Annotated in this window: 29 protein-coding genes and 2 pseudogenes; 13 read left to right on the top strand and 18 right to left on the bottom strand. The window is 70.9% G+C overall.

The annotated features are described in order from the left end of the window. Positions 1 to 14: 14 nt before the first annotated feature. Complete coding sequence (locus tag J8M51_RS06740) at positions 15 to 383, top strand: helix-turn-helix domain-containing protein (RefSeq protein WP_086752813.1); 369 nt, start codon at positions 15 to 17, stop codon at positions 381 to 383. A 13-nt stretch (positions 384 to 396) separates the two neighbouring features. On the opposite strand, the gene J8M51_RS06735 is transcribed toward J8M51_RS06740, so the two are convergent. Together J8M51_RS06735 and J8M51_RS06730 are read right to left on the bottom strand one after the other, a co-directional pair. After that, positions 397 to 999, bottom strand: coding sequence for a ClpP family protease (locus J8M51_RS06735; RefSeq protein WP_086752811.1), 603 nt, complete (start codon positions 997 to 999; stop codon positions 397 to 399). Next, entirely contained in the window at positions 999 to 1655 is a 657-nt protein-coding gene (locus tag J8M51_RS06730) for an ATP-dependent Clp protease proteolytic subunit (protein ID WP_086752809.1), read from the bottom strand. Before J8M51_RS06730 ends, J8M51_RS06735 begins: the two co-directional genes overlap by 1 nt. Positions 1656 to 1914: 259 nt before the next feature. Between J8M51_RS06730 and J8M51_RS06725 the strand changes: the two genes are divergently transcribed. Continuing rightward, the gene (locus tag J8M51_RS06725) at positions 1915 to 2394 is read left to right on the top strand and encodes a VOC family protein (RefSeq protein ID WP_086752807.1); all 480 of its coding nucleotides are present in this window, start codon (positions 1915 to 1917) and stop codon (positions 2392 to 2394) included. 170 nt (positions 2395 to 2564) lie between these two features. Further along, the gene (locus J8M51_RS06720; RefSeq protein WP_086752805.1) at positions 2565 to 3587 is read left to right on the top strand and encodes a TerC family protein; all 1023 of its coding nucleotides are present in this window, start codon (positions 2565 to 2567) and stop codon (positions 3585 to 3587) included. Between the two features lie 132 nt (positions 3588 to 3719). Here J8M51_RS06720 and J8M51_RS06715 read toward each other — a convergent pair whose 3' ends face one another. The 3 genes from J8M51_RS06715 to J8M51_RS06705 all read right to left on the bottom strand — a co-directional run bounded on the left by J8M51_RS06715 (position 3720) and on the right by J8M51_RS06705 (position 5992). Further along, positions 3720 to 4649 carry an SGNH/GDSL hydrolase family protein gene (locus J8M51_RS06715; RefSeq protein WP_086752803.1) on the bottom strand — a complete coding sequence of 310 codons (930 nt, stop codon included), beginning with the start codon at positions 4647 to 4649 and terminating at the stop codon, positions 3720 to 3722. A 131-nt stretch (positions 4650 to 4780) separates the two neighbouring features. Beyond that, on the bottom strand, positions 4781 to 5458 hold the full coding sequence (locus J8M51_RS06710; protein ID WP_086752801.1) for a DUF3105 domain-containing protein: 678 nt from the start codon (positions 5456 to 5458) through the stop codon (positions 4781 to 4783). A gap of 111 nt (positions 5459 to 5569) precedes the next feature. After that, the gene (locus tag J8M51_RS06705) at positions 5570 to 5992 is read right to left on the bottom strand and encodes a DUF6153 family protein (RefSeq protein ID WP_086752799.1); all 423 of its coding nucleotides are present in this window, start codon (positions 5990 to 5992) and stop codon (positions 5570 to 5572) included. 196 nt (positions 5993 to 6188) lie between these two features. Between J8M51_RS06705 and J8M51_RS06700 the strand changes: the two genes are divergently transcribed. Together J8M51_RS06700 and J8M51_RS06695 are read left to right on the top strand one after the other, a co-directional pair. Then, on the top strand, positions 6189 to 6995 hold the full coding sequence (locus tag J8M51_RS06700) for a VOC family protein (RefSeq protein ID WP_086752797.1): 807 nt from the start codon (positions 6189 to 6191) through the stop codon (positions 6993 to 6995). Positions 6996 to 7057: 62 nt separating this feature from the next. Then, complete coding sequence (locus J8M51_RS06695) at positions 7058 to 7792, top strand: ribonuclease H family protein (RefSeq protein ID WP_086752795.1); 735 nt, start codon at positions 7058 to 7060, stop codon at positions 7790 to 7792. A gap of 7 nt (positions 7793 to 7799) precedes the next feature. Here the strand turns inward: J8M51_RS06695 and melC2 are convergent, their stop codons facing one another. Both melC2 and melC1 read right to left on the bottom strand, forming a co-directional pair. Next, on the bottom strand, positions 7800 to 8624 hold the full coding sequence (gene melC2, locus J8M51_RS06690) for a tyrosinase MelC2 (protein WP_086752793.1): 825 nt from the start codon (positions 8622 to 8624) through the stop codon (positions 7800 to 7802). 89 nt (positions 8625 to 8713) lie between these two features. Continuing rightward, positions 8714 to 9079 (bottom strand): apotyrosinase chaperone MelC1, encoded by a 366-nt coding sequence (gene melC1, locus J8M51_RS06685; RefSeq protein ID WP_086752791.1) that lies wholly within the window; start codon positions 9077 to 9079, stop codon positions 8714 to 8716. A gap of 338 nt (positions 9080 to 9417) precedes the next feature. Here melC1 and J8M51_RS06680 point away from each other — a divergent pair, with 338 nt between their 5' ends. Continuing rightward, positions 9418 to 10629, top strand: coding sequence for an FAD-dependent monooxygenase (locus J8M51_RS06680; RefSeq protein WP_179202900.1), 1212 nt, complete (start codon positions 9418 to 9420; stop codon positions 10627 to 10629). Positions 10630 to 10685: 56 nt separating this feature from the next. Here J8M51_RS06680 and J8M51_RS06675 read toward each other — a convergent pair whose 3' ends face one another. Then, on the bottom strand, positions 10686 to 11312 hold the full coding sequence (locus J8M51_RS06675; protein ID WP_086752787.1) for an alpha-ketoglutarate-dependent dioxygenase AlkB: 627 nt from the start codon (positions 11310 to 11312) through the stop codon (positions 10686 to 10688). Positions 11313 to 11412: 100 nt separating this feature from the next. Next, the gene (locus tag J8M51_RS06670; protein WP_086752785.1) at positions 11413 to 12087 is read right to left on the bottom strand and encodes an AIM24 family protein; all 675 of its coding nucleotides are present in this window, start codon (positions 12085 to 12087) and stop codon (positions 11413 to 11415) included. Between the two features lie 103 nt (positions 12088 to 12190). Between J8M51_RS06670 and J8M51_RS06665 the strand changes: the two genes are divergently transcribed. Next, entirely contained in the window at positions 12191 to 12871 is a 681-nt protein-coding gene (locus tag J8M51_RS06665; protein ID WP_086752783.1) for an NUDIX domain-containing protein, read from the top strand. 53 nt (positions 12872 to 12924) lie between these two features. Here the strand turns inward: J8M51_RS06665 and J8M51_RS06660 are convergent, their stop codons facing one another. Then, a complete protein-coding gene (locus J8M51_RS06660) occupies positions 12925 to 13839 on the bottom strand; it encodes a LysR family transcriptional regulator ArgP (protein WP_267299032.1) in 915 nt (304 codons plus the stop codon). A gap of 91 nt (positions 13840 to 13930) precedes the next feature. Between J8M51_RS06660 and J8M51_RS06655 the strand changes: the two genes are divergently transcribed. The 3 genes from J8M51_RS06655 to J8M51_RS06645 all read left to right on the top strand — a co-directional run bounded on the left by J8M51_RS06655 (position 13931) and on the right by J8M51_RS06645 (position 17043). Continuing rightward, on the top strand, positions 13931 to 14536 hold the full coding sequence (locus tag J8M51_RS06655; RefSeq protein ID WP_216869168.1) for a LysE/ArgO family amino acid transporter: 606 nt from the start codon (positions 13931 to 13933) through the stop codon (positions 14534 to 14536). Between the two features lie 122 nt (positions 14537 to 14658). Beyond that, complete coding sequence (locus J8M51_RS06650) at positions 14659 to 15981, top strand: MFS transporter (RefSeq protein ID WP_179202880.1); 1323 nt, start codon at positions 14659 to 14661, stop codon at positions 15979 to 15981. A 93-nt stretch (positions 15982 to 16074) separates the two neighbouring features. Then, positions 16075 to 17043 (top strand): aldo/keto reductase, encoded by a 969-nt coding sequence (locus tag J8M51_RS06645; protein WP_086752431.1) that lies wholly within the window; start codon positions 16075 to 16077, stop codon positions 17041 to 17043. 366 nt (positions 17044 to 17409) lie between these two features. Here J8M51_RS06645 and J8M51_RS06640 read toward each other — a convergent pair whose 3' ends face one another. The 4 genes and pseudogenes from J8M51_RS06640 to J8M51_RS06625 all read right to left on the bottom strand — a co-directional run bounded on the left by J8M51_RS06640 (position 17410) and on the right by J8M51_RS06625 (position 19307). Then, positions 17410 to 17601 carry a hypothetical protein gene (locus tag J8M51_RS06640; RefSeq protein WP_086752485.1) on the bottom strand — a complete coding sequence of 64 codons (192 nt, stop codon included), beginning with the start codon at positions 17599 to 17601 and terminating at the stop codon, positions 17410 to 17412. A gap of 244 nt (positions 17602 to 17845) precedes the next feature. Next, a complete protein-coding gene (locus J8M51_RS06635) occupies positions 17846 to 18289 on the bottom strand; it encodes a hypothetical protein (RefSeq protein WP_086752433.1) in 444 nt (147 codons plus the stop codon). A gap of 105 nt (positions 18290 to 18394) precedes the next feature. Next, positions 18395 to 18715 (bottom strand): annotated as a pseudogene (locus tag J8M51_RS06630) (ankyrin repeat domain-containing protein); the annotation flags it as partial. Positions 18716 to 18806: 91 nt separating this feature from the next. Continuing rightward, complete coding sequence (locus J8M51_RS06625; RefSeq protein ID WP_086752436.1) at positions 18807 to 19307, bottom strand: hypothetical protein; 501 nt, start codon at positions 19305 to 19307, stop codon at positions 18807 to 18809. 355 nt (positions 19308 to 19662) lie between these two features. On the opposite strand from J8M51_RS06625, the gene J8M51_RS06620 reads away from it, so the two are divergent. Beyond that, positions 19663 to 20283, top strand: coding sequence for a TSUP family transporter (locus J8M51_RS06620; RefSeq protein WP_256964044.1), 621 nt, complete (start codon positions 19663 to 19665; stop codon positions 20281 to 20283). A 247-nt stretch (positions 20284 to 20530) separates the two neighbouring features. After that, on the top strand, positions 20531 to 21598 hold the full coding sequence (gene mraY / locus J8M51_RS06615; protein ID WP_086752439.1) for a phospho-N-acetylmuramoyl-pentapeptide-transferase: 1068 nt from the start codon (positions 20531 to 20533) through the stop codon (positions 21596 to 21598). A gap of 25 nt (positions 21599 to 21623) precedes the next feature. Here the strand turns inward: mraY and J8M51_RS06610 are convergent. The 3 genes and pseudogenes from J8M51_RS06610 to J8M51_RS06600 all read right to left on the bottom strand — a co-directional run bounded on the left by J8M51_RS06610 (position 21624) and on the right by J8M51_RS06600 (position 23242). After that, positions 21624 to 22148, bottom strand: a pseudogene (locus J8M51_RS06610) (GNAT family N-acetyltransferase). A 120-nt stretch (positions 22149 to 22268) separates the two neighbouring features. Continuing rightward, positions 22269 to 22808 (bottom strand): DUF6624 domain-containing protein, encoded by a 540-nt coding sequence (locus J8M51_RS06605; RefSeq protein WP_179202881.1) that lies wholly within the window; start codon positions 22806 to 22808, stop codon positions 22269 to 22271. A gap of 14 nt (positions 22809 to 22822) precedes the next feature. Then, a complete protein-coding gene (locus J8M51_RS06600) occupies positions 22823 to 23242 on the bottom strand; it encodes an ATP-binding protein (protein WP_086752441.1) in 420 nt (139 codons plus the stop codon). 317 nt (positions 23243 to 23559) lie between these two features. On the opposite strand from J8M51_RS06600, the gene J8M51_RS06595 reads away from it, so the two are divergent. Further along, complete coding sequence (locus J8M51_RS06595; protein ID WP_086752443.1) at positions 23560 to 24375, top strand: SDR family NAD(P)-dependent oxidoreductase; 816 nt, start codon at positions 23560 to 23562, stop codon at positions 24373 to 24375. A 27-nt stretch (positions 24376 to 24402) separates the two neighbouring features. On the opposite strand, the gene J8M51_RS06590 is transcribed toward J8M51_RS06595, so the two are convergent. Continuing rightward, positions 24403 to 25815, bottom strand: coding sequence for a tetratricopeptide repeat protein (locus tag J8M51_RS06590; RefSeq protein ID WP_086752445.1), 1413 nt, complete (start codon positions 25813 to 25815; stop codon positions 24403 to 24405). Positions 25816 to 26019: the final 204 nt, after the last annotated feature.

Genomic DNA, 26019 nt, shown 5'->3' with positions numbered 1-26019 from the left:
CCTAGGCTGAAGAAGTGAGCCGACACGCGTCGAACGAAGCCCGAGTCATCCCCCTGCGCCCCGCGGCGGCCCGTCCGGCGGCGCCCCGCCCGGCCGGTCCGCCCGCCAAGGAGCCACTGTGGCGCGACCTCGTCGGTGATGTGCTCCGCCGCGAACGCCTGGCCCAGGAACGGACCCTGAAGGACGTCGCGGACGAGGCCCGCATCTCGATGCCGTACCTCTCCGAGGTGGAACGGGGGCGCAAGGAAGCCTCCTCGGAGGTGCTGGCGGCAGCCGCGCAGGCCCTGGGCCTGGGCCTGGGCGACCTGTTGTCCCTGGCCCAGACCGAACTGGCCCGCAGCGCGCCCAAGGCCCCCTACAACGGCCTGTGCCTCGTGGCCTGACGGGACGCGGCCTTCAGACCCCCACCAGCCGCCGGCTCAACACCTCGTCCGCCAGCCCGTACGCCACCGCCTCCTCCGCCGTGAACACCTTGTCCCGGTCCATGTCGGCGCGCAGCTCCCGCACCTCGCGCCCGGTGTGCCGGGCGAGCACGCCCTCCACCTGCGCCCGGATCCGCACCATCTCCTTGGCCTGGAGCGCGAGATCGGACACCGTCCCCTGACGGCCCCCGCTCGCCGGCTGCCCCAGCAGCACCCGCGCGTGCTCCAGCACGAACCGCCGCCCCGGGTCCCCGCCCGCCAGCAGCACCGCCGCCGTCGACGCGGCCTGCCCCACGCACAGCGTGGAGATCGGCGCCCGGACGAACGTCATCGTGTCGTAGATCGCCATCAGCGAAGTGAACGATCCTCCGGGCGAGTTGATGTACACCGAGATCTCCCGGTCCGGCACCGCCGCCTCCAGATGCAGCAGCTGCGCGATGACGACGTTGGCCACCCCGTCGTCGATCTCCGTGCCGAGGAAGATGATCCGCTCGGACAGCAGACGGCTGAACACGTCGTACGACCGCTCGCCCTGCGCGGTCCGCTCGACCACGTTCGGAATCGTGTAGGTCCCCATCACTGCAGTCCCATCCGTCGACGCGAGGAGGCAGGCCGTACGTCGTCGAGCGACTCGACGACCCGGTCGACCATCCCGTACTCCTTGGCCTGTCCGGCCGTGAACCAGCGGTCGCGGTCGCCGTCGCGGGAGATCGTCTCCTCGCTCTGGCCGGTGTGCTCCGCGGTGATCCGCTCGATGGCCCGCTTGGTGAAGTCCAGGTTCTCCGCCTGGATCTCGATGTCGGCGGTGGTGCCGCCGATCCCCGCCGACGGCTGGTGCATCATGATCCGCGCGTTGGGCAGCGCGAACCGCTTGCCGTGCGTGCCCACGCTCAGCAGGAACTGGCCCATGCTCGCCGCGAAGCCCATCGCCAGCGTGGAGACGTCGTTCGGGATGAGCCGCATCGTGTCGTAGATGGCGAGCCCGGCCGTGACCGAGCCACCGGGGCTGTTGATGTAGAGGCTGATGTCGGTGCGGGGGTCCTCCGCCGACAGCACCAGCAACTGGGCGCAGACCCGGTTCGCGGAGACCTCGTCGACCTGGGTGCCGAGGAGGACGATCCGCTGGGCGAGCAGCTGCGCGGCGAGTTGGTCGTCGAAGCGGGACGGCGGGGTGTCGCCCTCCCCGGCGCGCGGCGCGAGCGCCGGGGCCCGGCCGGTGAACGGTGGAGTCACGGTTCCTCCTCAAGGACGGTGGACGCAAACGACCGCGAGGGCCGCTGACTCCACCCTCCCCGCGAACCGGCCCCCACCAGGCATTTCTCTGCCCATGGCAGATTCGCCGACAGCAGAGCGCGGGGCCGCCCGCAGCAGCCCGTCCCCCGTCCGCCGCACCGGATGTCCGCGCCACCGATGAGTTCTTGGAACAGGGTCGGTCTACACGGACGACGACACCACCCCAGGGGCGACCGCAGCCCCCGCCGAGGAGGCACCCATGTCCAGCGACGGATTCACCATCTGCCTGTGGTTCGACGGCCGGGCCGAGGAGGCGGCGGCCCACTACGTCTCGGTCTTCAAGGACTCCCGGCTCGGCCGGGTCACCCACTACGGCGAGGGCGCGCCCCAGCCGGCCGGTTCCGTGCTCACCGTGGACTTCGTGGCCAACGGCCAGCGGTTCGTGGCGCTGAACGGCGGCCCGATGTTCAAGTTCACCGAGGCCGTCTCCTTCCAGATCCTCTGCGCCGACCAGGACGAGATCGACTACTACTGGAACAGCCTCACCGAGGGCGGCGAGCCCGGCCCCTGCGGCTGGCTCAAGGACCGGTTCGGAGTGTCCTGGCAGGTCGTGCCCGCCGAACTCACCGACATGATCAGCGACCCCGACCCGCAGAAGGTGGCCCGCGCGACCGCGGCGTTCATGGCGATGGGCAAGTTCGACCTGGCCGCCCTGCGGAAGGCGTACGCGGGGGAGTAGCCGGGATCAGACGTCCGCGCAATCCTTCTCACCCTGGTGGGCGGCTACCGTGACAGGGCCTCCACCAGGGTGCACACGATAAATTCGGTCATTCTTTACCCAATTCGGGTAGCGGATGCAAAGGGCGCCGGTGAGGCTTGCCTGTGCACCAGCTGTTACCCGGAGGAACCTTGAACGTCACCCTGACCACCTGGCTGCTCACCGTCGTCGCCCTGTGCGTGCTGGTGGGGGTCGACTTCTTCATCGGGCGAAAACCCCACGACGTGTCGATCAAGGAGGCCGGGATCTGGTCCGCCGTCTGGGTCGCCCTGGCGATCGCGTTCGGCCTGGTCCTGCTGGCCGTCGGCGGGGGCAAGCCCGCGGGAGAGTTCTTCGCGGGCTTCATCACCGAGAAGTCCCTGAGCGTCGACAACCTCTTCGTCTTCGTGCTGATCATGGCGAAGTTCTCGGTGCCCTCGCAGTACCAGCAACGGGTGCTGATGGTCGGTGTGCTGATGGCCCTGGTGCTCCGGGCGATCTTCATCGCGGCCGGCGCGGCGATCATCTCCACCTTCTCCTGGGTCTTCTACATCTTCGGCGCGTTCCTGATCTACACCGCCTGGAAGCTCGTCGAGGACGCCCGCAAGGGGAGCCACGAGGAGGAGTACGAGGAGAACAAGCTCCTCAAGGCCGTGGAGAAACGATTCGGAGTGGCCGACCGGTACCACGGCACCAAGCTGTGGATCGAGGAGAACGGCAAGCGCGTCATGACGCCGATGCTGGTCGTGATGCTCGCGATCGGCTCCACCGACGTCCTCTTCGCCCTCGACTCCATCCCCGCGATCTACGGCCTCACCCAGGACCCGTACATCGTCTTCACCGCCAACGCCTTCGCCCTGATGGGCCTGCGCCAGCTGTACTTCCTCATCGGCGGCCTGCTGAAGAAGCTCGTCCACCTCTCCTACGGCCTGTCGATCATCCTCGGCTTCATCGGCGTCAAGCTGGTGCTGCACGCCCTGCACGAGTCCGGCGTCCACGTCCCGGAGATCTCCATCCCCGTCTCGCTGGGCTTCATCGTCCTGGTCCTCGCCGTCACGACCGTGACGAGCCTGTGGGCGTCCAAGAGGCAGCAGGAGGCGGAAGCGGCGGCCGTGGCCTCGCCCGAGGCGGCGGTGGACACGGGGGACGACGAGCCCACGACGCAGCGCGTCTAGACAGGAGCGCGGCGGTGCATGTCGTCCGCGGCTGATTCGTCTGCGGGCCGGTGGGGCTTCTCGCGCAGTTCCCCGCGCCCCTTGAGGGCCTGCGGCCCTTTCGGCCCGCTGTCGCCCGCGAACGCGCACACCCTAGGCGCCGTCCGCCTCGGTGATGGCCCGGGTGATCTCCCGGGCCATCCGGGTGATCCCGGGGGACGGGACCGGGCACGGACGCGGCTTGGACGTCGTCGGGGCCAGACAGAAGTGCAGCAGGTCCTCGTCGTGGTGGAGGGCGGTGCGGGACCGGCCGGGCTGGGTGCAGTAGCCGTCGTGCTCGCGCTCGTACGCGGTGCACGGCAGGTACTGGGCCCAGGTGTAGCGGTCGCCGGCCGGGCTCACGGCCCTGCCCGCGTCGGCGACCAGGTCACCGGAGGCGTCGGCCTGCTTCGCGTACAGGGCGTTCACCCGGCGGATCCGGTCCGGTGCGAGCGGGTCCGGGCCCTGCAGCACCCACACGATCGTCGGCCGGTGCGTGCCACCGGCGTCCGCGATCTGCTCGGTGAGCCGCTCGGCGGCGGCCGAGTACCGCCGGAGGTACTCGGCGCGGGCCGTGCCGTAGGTGACGCCGTCCATGCAGGGCGTGTAGTCCCAGGCGTTGCCCCAGAACTGCAGGACCACATAGTCCGGGCTCAGCCGCCGCACCAGCGCGGCGGCCTTGTCCTGCGGCGGGACCAGCGAGCGGTCGGCGGTGCCCTCCAGGTAGTCGCACAGGGTGGTGCCCGAGTACGGGACGCTCGTGTAGCGGGCGTCCAGGGAGTCCTCCAGGAACGTGCCCAGCACCTTCTGGTTCTCCGTGGCCAGCGAGTCCCCGAGGTAGAGCACCCCGGGCGCGGGCCTCTCCTGGCCGGACTTCTCCGCCGGCGGCGCCGTGGCGGCCCGCTGCCGTGTGGTCGACGACGGTTCCGGTGCCGCGGCGGACGGCGGGGCCTCCTCCGGCGCGGACGCCGGATCCCCGCACGCCCCGAGCAGCAGCGCGGCGAGCACCGCCCCCGCCACTCCCACGATCCACGGCTTGCGCATACGGAGACCCCCGCCCCGGCCATCGAAACGGTTCCCCAGGCAAGCACAGCCCGGAGCGGGGCGGAAGACCCGTGTCGGCCACGACCCAGGGCGCCCGGAACGGAAACGACCGGACGCCCCACCCGCTCAGCTCACGGGGTCATACCGCCGGAGCACGCGGCCCCCGGCTCCGGCGTCTGCTCGCCCTGGACGTACTTGTCGAGGAACTTCCGCACCCGCGGGTCGGACGCCTTGTCCACCTTCAGCTGGTGCTCCCAGGCACTCAGCACGATGGGCGAGGACTGGTCCTCGTAGGGGCTCATGAAGGTGTACGTCGTCTTGTTCACGAGGTCGGTCAGCGACGTGACGTCGCCCTTCGCCGCCTTGTCGTTGTACGTGATCCAGACCGCGCCGTGCTCCAGCGCGTGCACCGCGTTCTCGTTCGGCACGGCCTTGGTGTACACCTGCTTGTCGCAGTTGACCCACACCTGGTTGTGGTCGCCGCCGACGGGCGGGCTCATCTTGTAGGTGACCGCCTCGGTGACATGGTTCTGGGTGAGCTTCGACCAGCTCTTCACCCCGTCGACCGGGGCCGCCTTCGCCTCCTCCTTCTCCTGGGCGGCGTCGACCAGGTACCAGCCGCCGCCCACCAGCCCGGCGAGGATCACACCGGTGACGCCGAGCGTGAGCAGCCGCATCCGCCGCTCCCGTGCCTGCTCGGCCTTGCGTATCTCCTCGACGCGGGCCCGCCGCGCCGCCTCCCGGGCCTTGGGGCTGGTGTTCTTGCCCTTCGGTCCGCTGTTGTTGGCCTTCGACTTGGATGAAGCCATGGGGATCGTCCTTCTGCTCCCTGCCGTGTCCGCACGGGCACGGCGGTCCTGGAAATGCGAGTCGTCGATGGGCCCGTCGTACGGGTGTTCTGCCGTACGGGCCGGGCCGGCCTAGACGCGGAGCAACTGCAGTTCGTGGAGATCGGGAGGACGGGCCCTCCCCGGTTCCCGGGAGCCGTCGGCCGCGACGGGGGCCGGTTCGGTCGCGGGCTGCCAGGGCGCGGCGGTGTGATCGGCGCCGGGCAGCGGCACCTGGCCCAGCACCGCGGCCGGGTCGGGGGCGTGACAGTCGTGCCCGTCGGGACCGTGGTCACAGGGGTCGCGCTCCACCTGACTCGCCCGCACACCGTCCGGCCGTTCCGCCGGGAGGTCCGCCGACACCGAATGCGGGCGCGGCGCCGGAGCCTCGTCGGGCGGTGAACCCGCGCAGAACAACAGGAACGTCGCGAGGGCCAGGGAGACCACCAGCGACAGGCGCGCGGACCGGCCCCGGACGCACGGCAGCGCCGTACGTCTGAACGGCCGGCCGGACATGGTGGCACCTCACGAGTAGAGGCGAACGGGAGTGCGAGCGCCGCTGAAATTATCAGACGACGCACAGTCGTGGTCCCGTCCCCTGGATCCCGTGCCGGTTTCACGCGGTCCGTCCCGTTCGGCGCGCGGCCCGGAGAGGTCCTGGCTAGCGTGAGAGCCGGGGAAACCACCGGTCGAACCGAGGAGAGTGGCAGCCATGGCCGCACGTCCCGAGGGCACGCCCTGCTGGGCCGACGCGATGTTCGGCGACATCGAGGGGGCGAAGAGTTTCTACGGTGACGTCCTGGGCTGGACGTTCGGCGGGTCGTCCACCGAGTACGGCAATTACACCCAGGCGTACGCGGACGGCAAGGCGGTGGCCGCGGTCGTCCCGCCGATGCCCGGACAGGAGGGTCAGCCGGCCTGGTGTCTGTACTTCGCCTCGCCCGACGTGAACGCCACCGCCGCGAAGATCCGGGACAACGGCGGCGAGGTGCTGATGGAGCCGATGCAGGTCGGCGAGTTCGGCTCCATGCTGCTGGCCCGCTCGCCGGACGGCGTCGTCTTCGGTGTCTGGCAGGCCGGTGTCCACGAGGGCTTCGAGACCATGGGCGTGCCCGGCGCGTACGTCTGGGCCGAGGTCTTCACCCGCGAGCCCGAGAAGTCGGACGCGTTCTTCCCTGCCGTCTTCCCGTTCCGGGCCAAGCAGATGGACGACCCCCACAGTCCCCAGATGGACTTCCGGGTGTTCGACCTGGGGCAGGACCCGCTCCTCGGCCGGATGAAGATGACCGCGGAGGACTTCCCGCCCGAGGTGCCCTCGTACATCAACGTGTACTTCACCGTGCCCGACTGCGACGACGCGGTCGCGAGGGCCACCAAGGGCGGCGGCGTCCTGCGCTTCGGCCCGATGGACACCCCCTTCGGCCGCTTCGCCGCCCTCAGCGACCCGCAGGGCGCGTCGTTCTCGGTCATCGACGTCACAAGAACCCAGGGCGAGATGCCGGAGCTCAAGGACGTCTGACCGGACCCCGCCGTACGCCGGGGTGTGGGACCCGTGGACGGTCCCACACCCCCGCGCATGGCATGATCGGGCGCATGTCGGAACGTGTTGTGGCCGCCTGTGACGGAGCCTCCAAGGGAAACCCCGGACCAGCGGGCTGGGCCTGGGTGGTCGCCGAGAACGACGAGATCCCCTCGCGCTGGGAGGCCGGCCCGCTGGGCAGGGCCACCAACAACATCGCCGAACTGACCGCGCTGGAGCGGCTGCTGGCGGCGACCGACCCGGCCGTCCCGATCGAGATCCGGATGGACTCCCAGTACGCGATGAAGGCGGTCACCACCTGGCTGCCCGGCTGGAAGCGCAACGGCTGGCGCACGGCCGCCGGCAAGCCGGTCGCCAACCAGGAACTGGTCGTCCGGATCGACGAGTTGCTCGCCGGCCGCTCCGTCGACTTCCGCTACGTCCCCGCCCACCAGGTCGACGGCGACCGGCTGAACGACTTCGCCGACCGCGCGGCCAGCCAGGCGGCCGTCGTCCAGGAACCCGCCGGCACCGGACTGGGCTCCCCGGAACCCCCGGCCGCCCCCGACCCGGTCCCGTCCCGGTGGAGCGCGGCGAAGAAGTCCGCGAAGCCGGGCCGTACCGGCGCCCGGAACGGGTCGTCCTCCGCGTCGTCGTCCTCGTCGCGCACCATCAAGGCGAAGTTCCCCGGCCGCTGCCTGTGCGGACGCCCCTACGCCGCCGGTGAGCCGATCGCCAAGAACGACCAGGGCTGGGGCCACCCGGAGTGCCGTACGGCCGCCGCCGGGACGGCGTGAGCGCCGGTCAGGCCGCGTCGAACGTGTAGTGCGCGGTGTGGTCCAGCAGCGCCGCCGGGGACGAGTCGTTCCACGGCTTCATGGTCTCGTTCAGGTCGACCACGTCCGGTGTCCCGGCGCCCGGCACGTACGCCGAGCCCGGGTGCAGCCGCTGCCAGTCGGCCCACAGCCGGTCGACGAACGCGTGGTGCAGCCAGAAGACCGGGTCGTTGGGGGAGACCCCGGTGCCCATCTGGCCGCCCACCCAGACGTGCACCCTGTTGTGCAGGTTCACCCCCCGCCATCCCTCCAGATGGTTGCGGAAACCGTCCGAGGCGCTGTTCCAGGGAGCCATGTCGTACGTGGACATCGCGAGCACCGAGTCCACCTCGGCCCGGGTCGGCAACTGCCGTACCGCGCCGCCGAGGGAGCGCCGCAGATAGGCGCGGCCGTCGATGCGTACGGTGATCGGCCAGTTCCCGGTGGACGCGGCGAACGGCCCGTCCATCACCCGCCCGTCGCGGCTGCGCCCGGTCCCGCCCAGGAAGTCCGGCGCCCACAGGGACGAGCGGGCCGTGCGGTCGGCCGTCCAGTCCCAGTAGGGCAGCGCGACGGTGGAGTCCACGGACTGCAGGGCTCGTTCGAACTCCAGCAGGAATCTGCGGTGCCAGGGCAGGAAGGACGGCGAACGGTGGCCCGTCCGTTCGCCGTTGTCGGTGTCGCCGAGGATGAACGCGTTGTGGGTCGTGACGAACTCGTCGTAGCGGCCGGAGCGCTTCAGGGCGATCAGCGCGTCGACGAAGCGCCGCTTCTCGTCGCCGGTCAGGGTCGCCTGGTTCTTGCGTATGGTCATGGGTCTGTGGCTCCTTGCGGTGGTTCGGTGGTTCGGTGGTTCGGTGGTTCAGGTGGCTCGGGTGGTGCACGTGGTCGTTCGGGTGCGGGTCAGCTGAAGGGGACGAGACGGGCGCCCTGGAGTTCGTCGACGGCCGCGCGGGCGGCGGCGCGCGGGGTCGGCACGGGGGCGTAGTGGCTGACCACGCTGATCCAGCTGCCGTCGGCGTTCCGCATCACATGCAGCTCGGCCCCGTCCACGAACACGGCGTACCCGGCCCCGTGATGGTGACCGCCGCCCTCGGTGGCGTGCCCCTGTATCCGACGGCCCCGGTAGACCTCGTCGAAGGCATGGGGATCCTGGTGACCGTCGTGACCGCCGTGGTCGTCCGCGACGGCGGCGGTGAGCGGAGTGCCGACGGTGACGGCGAGGGCGGCGGCGGCGCCGAGGGCGTGACGACGGGTGATGTCGGGCATGCGAAAACCTCCTGGGAATGGGGGGATTGATGACCCGTCATGCCTATCGATCCGATGGGGAAGGGGAGAAATCCCGGAAAGTCGGTTGGCTCGGATCAGGACAATCGCGTACATGTCGTACAAGGTTGAACGAAGATGATCTTGCTGTGACGGTGTCCGGGGTGGAGGTGGAGGGAGATATTCCGCCCGGCGGCGACGATCGTGCCGATGATCTTGCGGTATCGGAGCGGATCGCGTGGCCGGAGTCACGCGGGCAAAGTGACGTGAAATCGGAGTGCGCGCACGCTGCTACTCTTCGTGGTCAATTGATCGCTTTACGCAGCGAAATGGGAGTTCGCGTGAAGATCGCGTGCGTCGGCGGCGGACCCGCAAGCCTCTACTTCTCGATCCTGATGAAGCGGCAGGACCCGTCCCACGACATCACCGTCCACGAACGGAACCCGGCCGGCTCGACCTACGGCTGGGGCGTCACCTACTGGTCCGAACTGCTGGACAAGCTCCGCGAGAAGGACCCCGAGACGGCCCTCGCCATCAGCGAGAACTCCGTCACCTGGAACAGCGGCGTGGCCCACGTCCGCGACCGTACGACCGTCCAGCCCGGCGACGACGGCTTCGGCATCGGCCGCCGCCGGCTGCTCGAACTGCTCGCCGAGCGGGCGCGGACCCTCGGGGTCCGGGTGGAGTACGAGGACGAGGTCAAGGCCGACGACCTGCCGGACGCCGATCTCGTCGTGGCGGGCGACGGCGTCAACAGCGCGGTGCGCGAGCGGTTCGCCGACCGCTTCGGCAGCGACATCGCCCTCGGCCGCAACGCCTACATCTGGCTCGGCACCACCAAGGTCCACGACGCCTTCACCTTCTCCTTCCAGGAGACCGACCACGGCTGGATCTGGGCCTACGCCTACCCGTTCAGCGACGAGCAGAGCACCTGTGTCATCGAGTGCTCCCCACGGACGCTGGCCGGACTGGGGCTGGACCGCATGGGCGAGGCGGACGGCCTCGCCCTGCTGGAGAAGCTGTTCGCCGACATCCTGGACGGCCACCCGCTCCTGGGCCGCGCCCAGGACGACGGCACCGCCCAGTGGCTCAGCTTCCGCACCCTGACCAACCGCTCCTGGCGGCACGGCAATCTGGTGCTGCTCGGCGACGCCGCCCACACCACGCACTACTCCATCGGCGCCGGCACCACCCTCGCCCTGGAGGACGCCATCTGCCTGGCCGACGCCCTCGGCTCCCATGCGGAGACGGAGGCGGCGCTCGCCGCGTACGAGGGCCGGCGCAAGTCCGAACTGCTGCGGCTGCAGAGCGCGGCGCGCCACAGCGCCCAGTGGTACGAGAACATCGAGCGGTACATCGACCTGCCGCCGGAGCAGATGTTCGCGCTCCTCGGCCAGCGGCACTCCCCGCTGCTGCCGTACGTACCGCCCCAGCTCTACTATCGCCTCGACCGGGCGGCCGGCCGTCTGGAGGCGCTGCGCCGGCTCAAGCGCTGGCTGGGCCCGAAGCTGGCCCGCTCGTCGCAGTCCCGCGCGCTCGCCGGCCGGAAGTAGCCGACGCCCCGCCGGCGAACGGCGCCGTGAGGCGGGCGGGAATGGCCGGACAGGCCCTAGCGAACGCCCTCCGGCCGGAACTGGACGCTGATGCGTGGCCCCACCGCCCGTGTCGACTTGGGTACCGCGTGGTCCCAGGTGCGCTGGCAGGAGCCGCCCATCACGATCAGATCGCCATGCCCCTGCGGGAACCGCAGGGTCGGGCCGCCGCCGTGCGGGCGCAGGGCCAGATCGCGGGGGTCGCCCACGGACAGGATGGCCACCATCGTGTCCTCCCGGGCACCCCGCCCGATCCGGTCGCCGTGCCAGGCCACGCTGTCCCGGCCGTCGCGGTAGTAGCACAGGCCCGCCGTGGCGAAGGGTTCGCCCAGTTCGGAGCCGTAGTGCGCGGAGAGTGCCGTACGGGCCTCGTCCAGGACGGGGTCCGGGAGGGGGTCCTCGCCGCCGTAGAAGGCGAGCAGCCGCGGCACGTCCACGACCTGCTCGTACATCTGCCGTCGCTCCGCCTTCCAGGGCACCTCGGCGGCGAGCCGCGTGAACAGCGCGTCCGCCCCGCCGAGCCACCCGGGCAGCACATCGACCCAGGCCCCGGCACCCAGGTCGCGCCGGCGCAGCCCGTCGAGGGGAGCGAGGCGGAGGTCGTCGGACTGGTCGAAGAGGGAGCCCTGGAGGTGCATGGCCATATCAGCAGCGTACTCCGAGATTCGAAAATCTGTTCGTTCGCTCGTGGTGGTGGGCCACTCACCGTCGGTGGCACCGGGCTCCCCCTCGTCGGCCGTCGGCTCAGTGCTGCGACGCCTGCGGGGTCACCTCGCTCGGCCGTACGACCACGAAGCCCTCACCCTCCAGCTTCAGCTGCACGGCCTCCCCGGAGCCGCCGCGGATCATCGAGCCGAAGGACTGGGAGCGGTGCAGCGAGGTGGAGAGGTGGGCCGTCCAGCCCACGACCGCGTCCGTGTCCACGAACACCGGCAGCTGCGGCGAGACCGGGATGACCAGCGGATTGCCGTCGCAGACGAGACCGAGCCTCCCCTGTCCCGTGAAGACGCTGTTGAACAGGCCGCCACCGGTCATGCCGGCGCCCTTCACCGTCTTGATCTCGTACGACAGCGACGAGTCGAAACAGAGCACGTTACGGCCGTTGACCGTGAACACGTCGCCCGGCTCGATGTCCACGATGAAGCAGTTCTGCGCCTCGTGCGCGAACCAGGCCTCACCCTGACCGCGCACCGCCATCAGCGCCAGCCCCTCCCCGGTGACCGCGCGCTTGAGCATGCCGCCCACGCCCTGGCCCTTGCGTTCGAACTGCAGGTTCCCCCGGAAGGCGATCATCGCGCCCTGCCGGGCGAGCATCTCGCCGTTGACGGCATACTTGATCGACTTGGCGTTCTGGACGCTCATCCCCGGCGCGTACGCCGGCTGCACCATGTTCTCGTTGGAGAAAAGATCGCTCTTCATACGGGCATGCTGTCCCGGACTGCCCGGTTCCGCCAAGCGACGCGCGCATCAAGCGAATTGAGCCGCCTGACAACGTCTCGACCGGAATGGTAGAAGCGGACACATGACCAACGAGAACGTCGGTACCGTCGGCGTCGACCTCCCGGACCGCCGGGGCCGCACCGGGCTCGACCGCACCGGCCGGGACCTCACCGGCAACCCGCGTGTGAAGGTCCGGGACGTCCGGCTGCTGTCCAGTAACTGGTACGTGGAGCGCACCACGACCTTCGACTTCCAGCTCGCCGACGGCACCTGGAGCACCCAGGAGCGCGAGACCCACGACCGGGGCAACGGCGCCACCGTCCTCCTCTACGACACCGACCGCGAAACCGTGCTGCTCACCCGGCAGTTCCGCTACCCGGTGTACGTCAACGGCCACCCCGACGGGATGCTGATCGAGACCCCGGGCGGACTGCTCGACGAGGAGGACGAGCACCCCGAGGTCGCCGTGCGGCGCGAGGTCGTCGAGGAGACCGGCCACACCATCGGCGAGATCCGGCACGTCTTCGACATCTATATGAGCCCCGGCTCGGTCACCGAACGCGTCAGCTTCTACGCGGCCCCGTACGGCCCGTCGACCCGCACCCACGAGGGCGGCGGCCTCGACGAGGAGGGCGAGGACATCGAACTCGTCGAACTGCCCTTCCGTCGGGCCCTGGAGATGATCCGCACCGGCGAGATCGCCGACGCCAAGACCATCATGCTGCTGCAATGGGCCGCGCTGGAGGGGCCGTTCGGGCGCTGACCGGTCCCCGCTGCCGGACCCGTGTCGGCCCCGCGCCGGACCCCGCATCGGGCTCAGGGTTCGAGCGCCTCGGCGGCCTCCGCCGCGACCGCCTCCGCCACGGCCGTCAGCGCGGGGGAGTCGAGCTTCCACTGCTGCCAGAACAGCGGCGCGTCCACGGTCCGCTCCGGTGCCAGATTCACGAGCCGGCCCGCGTCGAGCAGCGGCTCGGCCTGCACGGCGGGCACCATGCCCCAGCCCATCCCGGTCACCACGGCGTCCACGAAACCCTCCGAGGTCGGCACGTAGTGCCGAAGCTCACCCGCCGGGCGGCCCCGCGTCAGCCGCCGTACGAACGCGTCCTGGAACTCGTCGCGCCGGTCGAAGAACACGACCGGCGCGTCCGCGATCACGTCCTCCAGCGGCACACCCGACCCGGTGCCGAGCCGGTGTTCCGCGAAGGCGGGGGCCGCGCAGGGGACGTACCGCATCCGGCCGAGCGGCCGGACCGAGCAGCCCGCCACGGCGTCCGGCGCCGAGGTGACCGCCGCCATCACCAGCCCCTCGCGCAGCAGCCGGGCCGTGTGCTGTTCGTCCTCGCGCAGCAGTTCGTAGCAGGGCCGCAGGTCCTCGGGCACCCGGGTCAGGGCGGGCAGGAACCAGGTGGCCAGCGAGTCCGCGTTCACCGCGATCGACACCCGCGTGGTCGCGGTCTCCCCGGCGCCGGTCATACCGAGCGCGGCGTGCGCGTCGTGTTCGAGACGGGTCAGCTGCCGCGCGAACCGCACGATCACCTCACCGGACTCGGTCGGCCGCACCGGCTTCTCCCGGATCAGCAGCACCCGGCCGACCCGCTGCTCCAGCGCCTTGACCCGCTGGCTCACCGCCGACGGCGTCACATGCAGGGCACCGGCCGCCGCGTCGAACGTGCCCTCGTCCACCACCACGAGCAGGGTGCGCACCAGATCGAGCGGAAGCTGAGACGTCATGGGCATCATCATGAATGCTAATGATACGTAAGAATCTTTAGCTGTACGCATGGGTGGTGTATTTCCTAGCGTCAGGGGTGTGTTCAGCGAAATGACCGCCCTCGCGGCCGGATTCGGCACCGGCCTGTCCCTGATCGTCGCCATCGGCGCCCAGAACGCCTTCGTCCTGCGCCAAGGGCTGCATCGCGACGCCGTCCTCCCCGTCGTCGCGATCTGCGCCCTCTCCGACGCGCTGCTGATCGCCCTCGGCGTCGCCGGGGTCGGCGCGGTGGTCGTCGCCTGGCCCGGCGCGCTGAAGGCGGTCGCCCTGGTCGGCGGCGGCTTCCTCCTGGTCTACGGCGCCCTGGCCGCCCGGCGCGTCCTGCGGCCCGGCGACGACGCGCTGCGCACCGAGACCGGGTCGGCGGGCACCCGGCGCCGCGCCGTCCTCACCTGCCTGGCGCTGACCTGGCTCAACCCGCACGTCTACCTGGACACCGTGTTCCTGGTGGGCTCCCTCGCCTCCGACCACGGCTCCCTGCGCTGGACCTTCGGCCTGGGCGCCGGTCTCGCCAGCCTGTGCTGGTTCGCCGCCCTCGGCTTCGGCGCCCGGCTGCTCAGCCGCCATCTGGCCCGCCCCTCGGCCTGGCGTGTCCTCGACGGCCTGGTCGCGGTGACGATGCTGGTGCTGGGCGGGATGCTGATCGCCGGAGCCTGAGCCCCAGCGAGGTGTGTACGGCGACAGCATGTGAGACGGCCGCGTAATCGCCTGTCCCGGTGGTGGTGATCTCCGCGATAGTGGTGCCCGTATCGAAAGATGTATCGAGCATCAGGATGCCCGTGGACACCACCAAGAGCAGCGCCGGCGACGAGACGGCACCGGAGGGCGACGCCACCGCACCGGAGGACGGCTCACCGACACCACCGCGCCGGGGCTGGCGCCGCTGGGCGATGGACACCCGCCCGCTGCGCCGCCCCGCCTACCGGCGCCTGTGGTCCTCCACCATCGTCACGGCCGTCGGCAGCCAGCTGACGGCCGTCGCCGTGCCCAAGCAGATCTACGACATCACCGGCTCCTCCGCCTGGGTCGGCTACGCGAGCCTCGCCGGACTGCTGCCGCTGGTGGTGTTCGCGCTGTGGGGCGGTGCGGTCGCCGACAGCGTGGACCGCCGCACCCTGCTGCTGGTCACCAACACCGGTATCGCCGTCACCTCGGTGCTGTTCTGGGTCCAGGCCGTCACCGGTCTCGAATCGGTCTGGGCGCTGATGGCGCTGCTCGCCCTCCAGCAGGCCTTCTTCGGCCTCAACTCACCCGCCCGCAACGCCTCCGTGGCCCGTCTCGTCCCCGCCGGTGAACTGGCCGCCGCCGCGGCCCTCGGCTCGACCGTCATGCAACTCGGCCTGGTGGCCGGTCCGTTGCTCGCCGGCGCTCTCATCCCGGTGATCGGCCTGGCCGAGCTGTACCTGATCGACGCGCTGGCGCTGTGCATCACGCTCTGGGCGGTCTACAAGCTCCCCTCCCTGCCACCCCTGGACACCGGCACGACCCGGCGGGCGGGCTGGCGGGAGGTCCTCGCGGGCTTCCGCTACATCGCCCTGCACAAGGTGCTCCTGCTGTCCTTCCTCGCCGACATCATCGCGATGGTCCTGGGCATGCCCCGGGCGCTCTTCCCGCAGCTCGCCGACACCACGTACGCGCCCTACGGCGAAGGCCTCGCCCTCGGCCTGCTCTTCGCCGCGATCCCCATCGGCGCGGTCGTCGGCGGACTGATGTCGGGCACCTTCTCCCGCTCGAACCGGCACGGCCTCATGGTCATCGCCGCCGTACTGGCCTGGGGCGCGGCCATCACCGGCTTCGGGCTGAGCACCAGTCTCTGGTTCGCGGTGCTGTTCCTCGCCGCCGCCGGGGTCGCCGACATGGTCTCCATGGTCTTCCGCGGGGCCATCCTGCTGTCCGCCGCCACCGACGAGATGCGCGGCCGGATGCAGGGCGTCTTCACCGTGGTCGTGGCCGGCGGGCCCCGCCTCGCCGACGTCCTGCACGGCACCGCCGGCGCGGCCTTCGGCGCCCGTACGGCCGTCGTCGGCGGCGGTCTCCTCGTCATCGCCGCCGTACTGCTCCTGGCGACCGTGACACCGGCCCTGCGGCGGTACCGCATCTGACGACCGGAACCTCCGTCGTTTCCGGACCGTTCGAACCTCTGCCCCTCCGTACGCTTGGTCAGCCGCACACCCCACAGAACAGGAGTCGCAACGATGCAGTACGTGAAGCTCGGCTCGACGGGTCTGGACGTGTCCCGGATCTGTGTCGGATGCATGAGTTTCGGCCTCCCCGACCGAGGCACGCACGAGTGGACCCTGGACGAGGAGGCCTCCCGCCCGCTCATCCGGCAGGCGCTGGACGCCGGGATCAACTTCTTCGACACGGCGAACGTCTACTCCGACGGCACCAGCGAGGAGATCGTCGGCCGCGCGCTCGCCCAGTTCGCCCGCCGCGAGGAGATCGTCCTCGCGACCAAGGTGAACGGCGCCATGCACCAGGGCCCCAATGCCTGGGGCCTGTCCCGCAAGGCGATCATGACGGAGATCGACAACAGCCTGCGGCGCCTCGGCACCGACTACGTGGACCTGTACCAGATCCACCGCTTCGACCCGAACACCCCGGTCGAGGAGACGATGGAGGCCCTGCACGACGTCGTGAAGGCGGGCAAGGTCCGCTACCTCGGGGCGAGTTCGATGTACGCCTGGCAGTTCGCCAAGATGCAGCACGCGGCCCTGTCCCACGGCTGGACGCGGTTCGTCTCCATGCAGAACCACTACAACCTCCTCTACCGCGAGGAGGAGCGCGAGATGCTCCCGCTCTGCGCGGACCAGAACGTCGCCACCCTGCCCTGGAGCCCGCTGGCCCGGGGCCGCCTCACCCGCGACTGGGACACCGTCACCGCCCGCACCGAGACCGACAACTTCGGCCGCACCCTCTACCAGGAGGGCGACCGTGAGATCGTCGACACCGTCACCCGCATCGCCGGCGAACACGGAGTGCCCCGCGCCCGCATCGCCCTCGCCTGGCTGTCGAGCCGCCCCACCGTCACCGCCCCCATCGTCGGCGCCACCAAGCCCCACCACCTCACCGACGCCATCGCCTCACTCGACGTGACCCTGACCGAGAAGGAGACCGAGGAACTGGAGCGGCCGTACACGGCTCGGGGGATCAGCGGCCACTGAGCCCCCGGCCGGGGTCGGCGACCGACGGCCCGAGCACGACAGATGTCGTATGCCCACGGCCGAGAAGCGGCGTTGTGACAAGGTCGCCTGGCACGGCTGACCGACCGGGCCGGAGCTGCGGTGGGCTCTGCGGGAGTGGCGCTTCACTCCCGCAGAGCCACGAGGCATCCAGCCGGTCTGGTCGGCTCTCTGCCCAACCGCTCGCTTCACTGACGGGAACCAGCTCGGTGGAACCCGGGACCGGGCCTTGGATGTTGGTCGTGCTGCCGGGGGGGGGAACCGCGCAACGACAGTGGACCTCGGTGATCGTCAGCACCTTCAGCAGGAGGTTACGGGGTAGCGAGCGGGCTCCGTGCAAGTCGGGGCTCACCCGTTGCCCGACTTGATCCAGGGCCATTTGACGGTACAGACCACGACGGGTGCCACAAGCATGGTCAGCATCCACAAGCCCACGCTCGCCGGCGAGTAGATGTAATGGCGCCAGCGCTCTGGCAAGGGCGACGGCGCGAGTAGGAGCGCGATCAGTACGGCCCATGTGACCAGCACTGCTGCTGCCATGCGTGCTGCGGCCATCCCTGCCAGTCCCCTCGGCGGCGGCTGTTCGTCTCTTTGGATCGGATGAGTAGGACGTCGTTTCCTGAGCTCACGCCACTGTTCGGGGTCTCGTCGGCCACCGGGTGCAGGGTCATCCAGCGGCTGCGGCCGCTTCTCTCCCGTGCTCGGACCGGTCTGCCGGCCCCTCGATTCCTGCATCCGCCTGACCGCGTGTTGCGCTGCGGTACAGCAACCGCTCGGGCCTTGCTCATCCCTGCGCCGGCAAGCTTGCTTCGTCGTCGCTCATCGCGGTGTAGACGGTGAGGCAGGATGCGACCACGTCGACCTCCGAAGGCCCTGTGATCCGGAGCCGCACCAACTCGGGGAGATCGGCAGAGCGGTCGATGAGACCGGTGGCATCGTCAGGCCATGGGTGGGGCAGTCGTGGGAGGTATTCCACCAAGATCTCGTCGATGAAGGAGCCTTGGACCGCGACTGAATCACCTGTCTCGACGCGGTGCAGAGAGGTGAGCGAGATCACGACGTCCGGCTTGTGCGGACCCTCTCTGAGGAAGACATCCACGCAGTCGCCGTCGTCCGAGGCCCCGAACGACACCCGTTCGACGAAGTAGCTCACGCATGGGGCAAGCATGCGGGCTGCTCTCAGACAGCGGTTCTTGACGGCGCTCTCTGCCTTGACTGCGTCACCCATGGCGTGAGGCTAGGGCTCACTGCCGGCAGCGTCGACTTCAGCGACCCATCCCCTGGAACAGTTCGCTGCGCCCGACCGAGACGGACACGTCTTCGTCGGTCCGCAGGCTCGTCTGCTGATGTGGGTCTGCAGCAGATTCATCGCCAGGTCGTGGTCGTAGTGATTGGCCATGTCCATGGGGGTGCGGCCCTCTGGATCTGCGAGCTCCGGATCAGCCCCGAAGGCCAGCAGCACGGCCGTGGTGTGCACAGTCAACGGCTGCCCGCTCTGCAGGGACCCATCGCCCTCGACATCGATCGCGTGGGTCAGCAGCGTCATGTTGCCGAAGACCTCGTCGGGATCGGAACCAGCGGCCAGCAACCGGGCCAGGGCCTCAGCATCCTCCTGCTCGACCGCTTGATGCGCCGGGGTCCAGTAACCGCTCACCACGACATTCAACCGTCCCCGCTGGACGCCTGCCAGTGACTATCTACGCCCCCCGACCACCAATGGAGATGACGTCTCGGGCGAGCGGGTGTCAGAGGCGGGTGTACTCCAGGCGGACCGTCGTGGCGAGGCGGGCCAGGGCCTCTTCGGCGCCCTCGCGGTCGGTTTTGTCGAGGAGGGCGAGGGCGTCGGCGGCGGCTACGCGGACGCGCTGGGGGACTTCGTCCAGGGCGGCCATGCGGTAGGCGATGGTGCGGCGGGCCGCGCGTTCCTCGGCGCTGACGCCGTTCGGTCCGGTGCGGGGGAAGACGGCGGCCTCGTAGGCGGTGACATGGATGAGCACACCGTGCGCGATGCCCTCGGCGTAGCCCCGCTGTCCGGCCTGCCGCTGGGCCATGGCGAAGTGCGCCATGGCCCGCCGCCGCACGATGAGCGAGCCCACCATGCCGACGAGCCCCGCGCACACGGCCGCCCCCAGAGCGACGACACCGCCGCCGATCAGCGCGCCGATCAGGGCACCGCCCGCCATCAGCAGACAGGTCAGCCCGGTGGTCAGCATCAGCAGGGCGCGCGCGGGAGTGAAAGAGGCCATGACGTGCAGTGTCTCAGCCCGGGCCGGGTGGCCGGGAGCTGGGCCGGTGGGGGAGGGTGCGGCGGGGTCCGTGCCGGGCGGTCGGTCGGTGCCCGGTCCTACGCGTCACGCGCCGTCGGCGGGCCCAGGACGGTCCAGGCGGGGCAGCCACGTCGTGAGCACCGTTTCGAGTGACCCGGCCGTAGCCGGGTCAGCGCGACGATCCGGCTCCAGGCGGTCGATCCGCTTCGTCGTCCGTCGGGGTCCCTCGGGCATCGATCACGCGGGGCTGCGGTGCGAGCGTCTCGCGTGCACGATGCGGATGTCCGTGCCCGGCAGGTCGGGGTGGAACCCGAAGGCTGTGCGTCACGCCGTCATGGTGGCCCTGGAACGCCGTCACACCCGGGCGGTGCTCGGCGCCCTCCGCGGCAGCACCGGGCTGCTTCTCCTGCCGGCGGCCGGCGCCTCGGCCGGTGCGCTCGCCACCCGCCTCGCCCCACCGGCGCTGGTTCTCTGGTCGTTCGTCGCGTACGTGGCCATCACCATCGTCGATCTGCTGCGGCGGCCCGGCTTCCTGCGCCCTCGCACTCACCTCGGGGGGCCGGTGGGCGGACCGCGTCCGGTGCCGGCCGTTCTCGGCGCACCCGTCGGCGCGGTCGCGGCCTTCCTCGGCGTCGGGGGCATCGTCATGACCGTCCCCGCGATGCGGCGCGCCGGGCACACGATGCACGTGGCGAGCGCGCTGGCCAACCCCCTCACCTTGGCCACCGCGCTCTCGCTCAGCGGCGCCGGGCTCCCGGCCTCCGCCGGTGCGCACGTCCGCCTGGTGGGCCTCGTCGACCTCGGTGCCGCCGCGGCCCTGCTTGTCGGCGCCCTGCCGGTCATCGGGGTGCTGCGTCGGCGCCCACCGCGCATCCCCGACCGGGTCCACGCCTGGGCGTATGTAGGGCTGCTCACCGTGGTGATGGCGGCGATGTCGCTGTCACGCGTCTCCTGATGACGGCGTGCGGGCGTGACGGTACGCGGCACGGGCCAGCCACCGCCCCGAGCGCAGTCCGGCCGCGTCGGGTCGGGTGACCACGACCGGCCGCCCCCCACCCCCCGTCGTCAACTACCCGCTGCGATACGAAGATCAGGTGACTGCATAGGGTGGGGCCCGTGAGAACCAGCGACACCTGCACCACCCGTGAGACCGGTGAGGCCGTCGTGCGTCAGAGCGCGACCGAGGGGGAGACCGCCGTCCGATGAACCAGATCCTGTACGCCGGGGCCATCGGCCTCTTCCTGACGCTGATCGGCACACCGCTGCTGATCAAGTTGCTGGCTCGGAAGGGCTACGGGCAGTACATCCGGGACGACGGCCCGCGCGGCCACGCGGGCAAGCGCGGGACGCCCACGATGGGTGGCATCGCCTTCATCCTGGCCACCGTCGTCGCCTACGGCGCGACCAAGGTCATCACCGGTGAGAGCCCGACGTACCCGGGGTTCCTGGTGCTGTTCCTGATGGCGGGCATGGGTGTGGTCGGGTTCCTCGACGACTACATCAAGATCGTGAAGCGGCGTTCGCTGGGGCTGCGGGCCGGGGCGAAGATGGCCGGTCAGCTGATCGTCGGGATCGTGTTCGCGCTGCTCGCCATCCGGTTCGCGGACGAGCGGGGGCAGACGCCGGCCTCGCTGAAGCTGTCGTTCGTCACCGACTTCGGGTGGACGATCGGACCGGTGCTGTTCGTCGTCTGGGCCCTGTTCATGATCCTGGCCATGTCGAACGGGGTGAACCTGACCGACGGTCTGGACGGTCTCGCCACCGGTGCGTCGGTCATGGTGTTCGGCGGCTACACCTTCATCGGGCTGTGGCAGTTCCAGAACTCGTGCGCCAACGCCATGGAACTCACCGACCCCGCCTCCTGCATAGAGGTGCGCGATCCGCTCGATCTCGCCGTGGTGGCCGCCGCGTTGATGGGTGCCTGCTTCGGGTTCCTGTGGTGGAACACCTCGCCCGCCAAGATCTTCATGGGCGACACCGGGTCCCTCGCGCTCGGCGGTGCCCTCGCCGGACTGGCGATCTGCTCGCGCACCGAGCTGCTGCTGGCCGTCCTCGGCGGGCTGTTCGTCCTCATCACCATGTCGGTCGTCATCCAGGTCGGCTCGTTCAAGCTGACCGGCAAGCGCGTGTTCCGTATGGCCCCGCTCCAGCATCACTTCGAACTCAAGGGCTGGTCCGAAGTCCTGGTCGTCGTCCGCTTCTGGACCATCCAGGGCATCTGCGTGATCGCCGGTCTCGGCCTGTTCTACGCGGGCTGGGCGGCGGGCTGAGAGGCCGGCCGCCGGGCCCTTCGGATCACTCGTCGGCCGCCGCCAGCCGGTACACCACACCCCGGCGCAGCGGTCCCTGCGGTTCCGTCGGGTCGTCGAAGTCGTCCGCCGGGTCCCGGGTCATGCCCAGGCGGCGCATGACCGCCTGGGAGCGGAGGTTGGCGGCGGTGGTGACCGCGAGGATCTCGGGGAGGCGGAGCCGCTCGAAGCCGAAGGCCAGGGCGGCCCGCCCGGCCTCGGTCGCGTAGCCGTGCGCGCCAGCCTCCAGCCCGCCTCCACTCCGGTGAACGGCATGTCGTCGTCCACCGGATCCAGCCCGGCGAATCCGATGAACTCACCCGTGGCCCGCACCTCCACGGCCCACCAGCCCCAGCCCCGTAGGCCGAGGTCGTTCCGGAAGCGAGCGGCGGACGCCTCGCTCTGCTCACGGGTGAGGAGCTCCGGGAAGTGCTCCCGCACCTCCGGATCGGCGTTCAGCGCGGCCCCACGGGTCCAGGTCGGACTCCCGCCAGTCGCGGAGAAGGAGACGGTCGGTTCGCAGCTCGGACATCGTGTCAACATAGCGCGGCCTGGGGCGGAAGCGATCCGATACGCCGTGGCTCGGCCCTGTCCCGGCATGTCGGCCCGCGCTCCGGCCGCCGTCGACTCCCCGGCGCCGCAGGCCTGTTGTTCACAGCCCGCCGCTCGCCCCCAACCCGCTGCGCACCGCCCGGAGATGCTCGGTGAGGGGGCCGAGCCCCACGTCGTGGCGGCGTTCGTCGACCGTCTCGGGGCGGCGGACGGGGTACGGGAAGAGGGTGCCGGGGTTGATGCGGGTGCCGTAGAACTGGGGCTGGCCGAGGGCGACCGCGCAGTGGTCGGCGATATAGGCGTGGTGCACGGCGGGGCAGCGGCCGTCGGCGACCGCCTCGGCGATCAGGTCGCGGCAGGTGAGCTGGAAGCCGAGGTCGGGGGTGTGGAGCAGGATCATCAGGGCCGCCGTGGAGGCGGGTTCGCCGACCGACTCGGCGGTGGGCCAGCCGTGGCGGGCGACGATCGCGCGCAGGGCGTCCCCGTTGCCGGAGTGGCACTCGGCGATCCGGTCGCGGGCCCGCGCGGTGGGCGCGGACCGGGCCTCGTGGGCCAGCCGCCGCTCGTCCTCGGCCCTGCGGATCAGCTCGGCGGCGAGCATCCGCTTCCGGGGCGGGACGGGGCGTGAGGTGGGTTCCATGGCCGGGGCGCCCTTCATACCGGCTCCCGGACGGCGAGCGAGAACCACACTCTCTTGCCCACGTCACCCGGTTCCGGCGGATCGGTGCCCCAGTCGTCGGTCAGCGCGGCGACGATGGACAGCCCGCGGCCCGACTCGGCGAACGGGGCGACGGCCCGGGGCCGGGGCGGCGCGGGCGAGGGGTCGGCGAGCGTCACCCGCAGGGTGAGCCCGGACCATTCGACGACGACGCCGATGGTGTCGGCCGGGTCGGCACCCGTGTGCCGGACCGCGTTGGCGAAGAGTTCGTCGGTGGCGAGGACCGCGTCGTCGAGGAGCGCGGTGAGGCCCCACCGGGTGAGGTGCGCCGCCACCGTGCGCCGCACCCGCGCGGCGCACGAGGGGCGCGCGGGTACCGCCATCCGGAAGAGGCGGGACCGCTCGATCGAGATCAAGGCAGCCTCACCACGCCAGGCGGCCTCACCACGCCCGTCGGCCTCACCACGCCCGTCGGCCTCACCGTGTCCGGCGACCGGTCCCCGTCCGTCGTGGTGGACGGGGAGTCATGGACGCTCCAGCCGGGGTCGTGCGCTGCCGCGGCAGGGGTCCGTCGGCGGGGCGGGCCGACACTGACTGCCGTCATCGGTTCTCCTCCGGGTTCTTGGGGGTGCTGTTGTCGAAGACAACAGCACCGGCCACACAAAACACCAGGTGGTGGAGGGGTTGTGCAGGTGCGGGCGGGTAGTGGCGCCCGCTGTGTAGGTTCCCGATCATGGTGAACGTGCGTGGCAGAGCGGTGGTGGTCACCGGCGGTAGCCGGGGTCTGGGCGAGAGTGTCGTACGGCTGCTGCTCGCCGAGGGCGCCCGGGTGGCGACCTGTGCGCGTCGGGAGGCGGGGCTGCGGGCCCTGGGTGACTCGCTGACCGGCGAGGAGCGAGCCCGGCTCTTCACCGCCGCGCTCGACGTCACCGAGCCCGGACGGCTGGAGGAGTTCGTCGCGACTGCGGCGAAACGTTTCGGCTCTGAAGGGGTTCCGCCGTACCCGGGCGGCGTCGACGGTCTCGACGGCGTCGTCGCCTGCGTCGGCGGCTCCCGCGGCGGCACCTTCGAGCAGGCCGACAGCGCCGACTGGGCGGCCACCTGGGAGCTGAACGTCGGGCACACCGCCCGTCTCGTCCGCGCGGCACTCCCGCATCTGCGCGCGGCCGGCGGCGGCTCGGCCGTGCTGATCGGTTCGATCTCGGGCTGGAAACCGGGACCGCCCGCCCAGTACGGGGTCGCCAAGGGAGCCCTGATCCAGTTGGGCGCCTCCCTGGCCCGCGAACTGGGCCCCGACCGGGTCCGCGTCAACACCGTCTCACCGGGCTCGATGCTGATCCCGGGCCGCCGCTGGGACCGTATGCGCCGCGAGGACCCCTCGGCGTACGAGGCCTTCGCCGGGGCGGAGCTGCCGACCGGCGCCCCCGTCACCCCGTACGAGGTGGCCCGTACGGTGGTGTTCCTGCTCTCCGACTGGGCGACGGGTGTCTCCGGCGCCCATCTGCCCGTGGACCGGGCGCAGAACGCGCCCTCGCCGTACGGTTATTGACGCATCCTCACCCGAGCCCCGCCACCGTCAGGCGGCGGTCCCCAGGACCACCCTCGACCGGCGTTCGAAGTCCTGGACGAGGGGTTCGTGGCGGCGGGTCGCGAGGCGGCCGCGGAAGTCGCGGAGGGCCTGGATGGAGCGTTCGCTGTGCACGCCGCCGAGCGCTTCGAGGGCGTCGTCGGCCGTGGCGATGGCCTCGTCCAGGCGGTTCTGCTGGAGGTGGGCCGTCGCGAGGACCGACCGGCTGATGGCCTGGCGTCGGCGGCGGTCGGCGTGGGCGCGCACCGACTCGCTCGCGGTGTGCTCGGCCTGCGCGGCCAGCCCCAGGTCACGGAAGCAGACGGCGGACTCGGCCTGGAGGTAGTGGTGGTCGAGGAACCGCACCCAGGGGGACTCCTGGGCCGCGCCCCGGCTCGCGTCGAGCTGTTTCTCGGCGGCGCGCAGCGCCTCGGCGGTCTCCCGGGGCCGGCCCAGCGCCGCGTGCCCGCGCGCGGACATGGCGTGCAGCCGCATCAGGCCCAGCGGACTGCCCGAGTCCTTGGCGGTGGCGACCCCGGCGCGGGCCAGCGCCACCCCCTCGTCGGGGCGGCCGAGGCTGGTCGCCAGATGGGACAGCCCGGCCAGGATCTGCCCGCCCAGCACATGGTCACGGCCCTCCGCGCAGAGCCTCAGCCCCTGCGTCATGTACCGCTGGGCGAGGCCGTACTCCCCGGCGTCGTACGAGCTCCAGCCCGCCATCGCGGCCAGCCGGGCAGCGGCGGCGAACAGCTCGCGCCGGTGGTGCGGCGGCAGACCGCGCTGCTGGAGCAGCGGGATGACCTCGGTGGTGAGGTACTGCACGATGCTCGTGCGGATGCCACCGCCGCCGTAGTGGTTGTCCATCTCGTCGAACATGCGGAGCATCGCGTGGACCTGCTCCACCGGCCCGCCGCCCGACACCGGCGCGAGCCGGGGCGCGTCCCGGCTCTCCACCAGCCAGAGCAGCCAGGCCCGCTGAGGGTTCGTCAGGGCCCCCGGCACGAACGGCACCGAACCGAGCAGACTGCGCCGCGAGATGTCGGTGGAGCCCAGCTCCGCCAGGGTGTGCAGGGTCTCCGACACGTTCTCGACAAACATCAACGCCCGTCCCGTCACCGGTCGTCCGCGATCCAGCGGAAAACCGAGGTCGGCCGGAGTGAGCGCGCGGCCCAGCCGTTCGCCGAGGACCGCGGCGATCAACTCCGGTGTGTTTCCCCGAGGTTGCTGGCCCTGCAGCCAGCGGGTGACGGAGGCCTTGTCGTAGTTGGTCTCCGCGCCCTGACAGCGGCCCAGGTCGTTGACCCGCAGGGCCAGGGAGGCGTACGAGCAGCCGGCCTCCTTCAGGGCTGCCGCCAGCGGCTTGTTGGGCCCGCCGGCCCCCTTGACCGGGTTCCTCGGTAATCCGTTCGTCACGGCGGCCATCCAGGTGTCGCATCGTGTCGGCGCGCGAATCGGCCCCTGCCCGCCGTGGCGCCAACTCCTGGGCGGGCCGGAGGAGTTCGAGGGACGCTGCCCGCAGTGTGCGGCAGGTCACTCGATCACTATGGTGGCCGAACAACTCAGCCCGCAACCTGCGTTCTGATAATTTCAAAATGAACCGCGAGGACCTGTCCGTGTCAACGGATC

The organism is Streptomyces griseiscabiei (assembly GCF_020010925.1).
GTDB classification, from domain to species: domain Bacteria; phylum Actinomycetota; class Actinomycetes; order Streptomycetales; family Streptomycetaceae; genus Streptomyces; species Streptomyces griseiscabiei.
Note: the sequence above shows the minus strand (reverse complement) of the source record. Positions and strands in the feature narration are given on the sequence as shown.

Bases quoted from the DNA above. Each gene is read 5' to 3' on its own strand.
- J8M51_RS06735 (WP_086752811.1), bottom strand. From the start codon at position 999: ATGGGGACCTACACGATTCCGAACGTGGTCGAGCGGACCGCGCAGGGC.
- J8M51_RS06725 (WP_086752807.1), top strand. From the start codon at position 1,915: ATGTCCAGCGACGGATTCACCATCTGCCTGTGGTTCGACGGCCGGGCC.
- J8M51_RS06715 (WP_086752803.1), bottom strand. From the start codon at position 4,649: ATGCGCAAGCCGTGGATCGTGGGAGTGGCGGGGGCGGTGCTCGCCGCG.
- J8M51_RS06710 (WP_086752801.1), bottom strand. From the start codon at position 5,458: ATGGCTTCATCCAAGTCGAAGGCCAACAACAGCGGACCGAAGGGCAAG.
- J8M51_RS06705 (WP_086752799.1), bottom strand. From the start codon at position 5,992: ATGTCCGGCCGGCCGTTCAGACGTACGGCGCTGCCGTGCGTCCGGGGC.
- J8M51_RS06700 (WP_086752797.1), top strand. From the start codon at position 6,189: ATGGCCGCACGTCCCGAGGGCACGCCCTGCTGGGCCGACGCGATGTTC.
- J8M51_RS06695 (WP_086752795.1), top strand. From the start codon at position 7,058: ATGATCGGGCGCATGTCGGAACGTGTTGTGGCCGCCTGTGACGGAGCC.
- melC2 (WP_086752793.1), bottom strand. From the start codon at position 8,624: ATGACCATACGCAAGAACCAGGCGACCCTGACCGGCGACGAGAAGCGG.
- melC1 (WP_086752791.1), bottom strand. From the start codon at position 9,079: ATGCCCGACATCACCCGTCGTCACGCCCTCGGCGCCGCCGCCGCCCTC.
- J8M51_RS06675 (WP_086752787.1), bottom strand. From the start codon at position 11,312: ATGGCCATGCACCTCCAGGGCTCCCTCTTCGACCAGTCCGACGACCTC.
- J8M51_RS06670 (WP_086752785.1), bottom strand. From the start codon at position 12,087: ATGAAGAGCGATCTTTTCTCCAACGAGAACATGGTGCAGCCGGCGTAC.
- J8M51_RS06665 (WP_086752783.1), top strand. From the start codon at position 12,191: ATGACCAACGAGAACGTCGGTACCGTCGGCGTCGACCTCCCGGACCGC.
- J8M51_RS06660 (WP_267299032.1), bottom strand. From the start codon at position 13,839: ATGACGTCTCAGCTTCCGCTCGATCTGGTGCGCACCCTGCTCGTGGTG.
- J8M51_RS06655 (WP_216869168.1), top strand. From the start codon at position 13,931: ATGACCGCCCTCGCGGCCGGATTCGGCACCGGCCTGTCCCTGATCGTC.
- J8M51_RS06645 (WP_086752431.1), top strand. From the start codon at position 16,075: ATGCAGTACGTGAAGCTCGGCTCGACGGGTCTGGACGTGTCCCGGATC.
- J8M51_RS06640 (WP_086752485.1), bottom strand. From the start codon at position 17,601: ATGGCAGCAGCAGTGCTGGTCACATGGGCCGTACTGATCGCGCTCCTA.
- J8M51_RS06635 (WP_086752433.1), bottom strand. From the start codon at position 18,289: ATGGGTGACGCAGTCAAGGCAGAGAGCGCCGTCAAGAACCGCTGTCTG.
- J8M51_RS06625 (WP_086752436.1), bottom strand. From the start codon at position 19,307: ATGGCCTCTTTCACTCCCGCGCGCGCCCTGCTGATGCTGACCACCGGG.
- J8M51_RS06620 (WP_256964044.1), top strand. From the start codon at position 19,663: ATGGTGGCCCTGGAACGCCGTCACACCCGGGCGGTGCTCGGCGCCCTC.
- mraY (WP_086752439.1), top strand. From the start codon at position 20,531: ATGAACCAGATCCTGTACGCCGGGGCCATCGGCCTCTTCCTGACGCTG.
- J8M51_RS06605 (WP_179202881.1), bottom strand. From the start codon at position 22,808: ATGGAACCCACCTCACGCCCCGTCCCGCCCCGGAAGCGGATGCTCGCC.
- J8M51_RS06595 (WP_086752443.1), top strand. From the start codon at position 23,560: ATGGTGAACGTGCGTGGCAGAGCGGTGGTGGTCACCGGCGGTAGCCGG.
- J8M51_RS06590 (WP_086752445.1), bottom strand. From the start codon at position 25,815: ATGGCCGCCGTGACGAACGGATTACCGAGGAACCCGGTCAAGGGGGCC.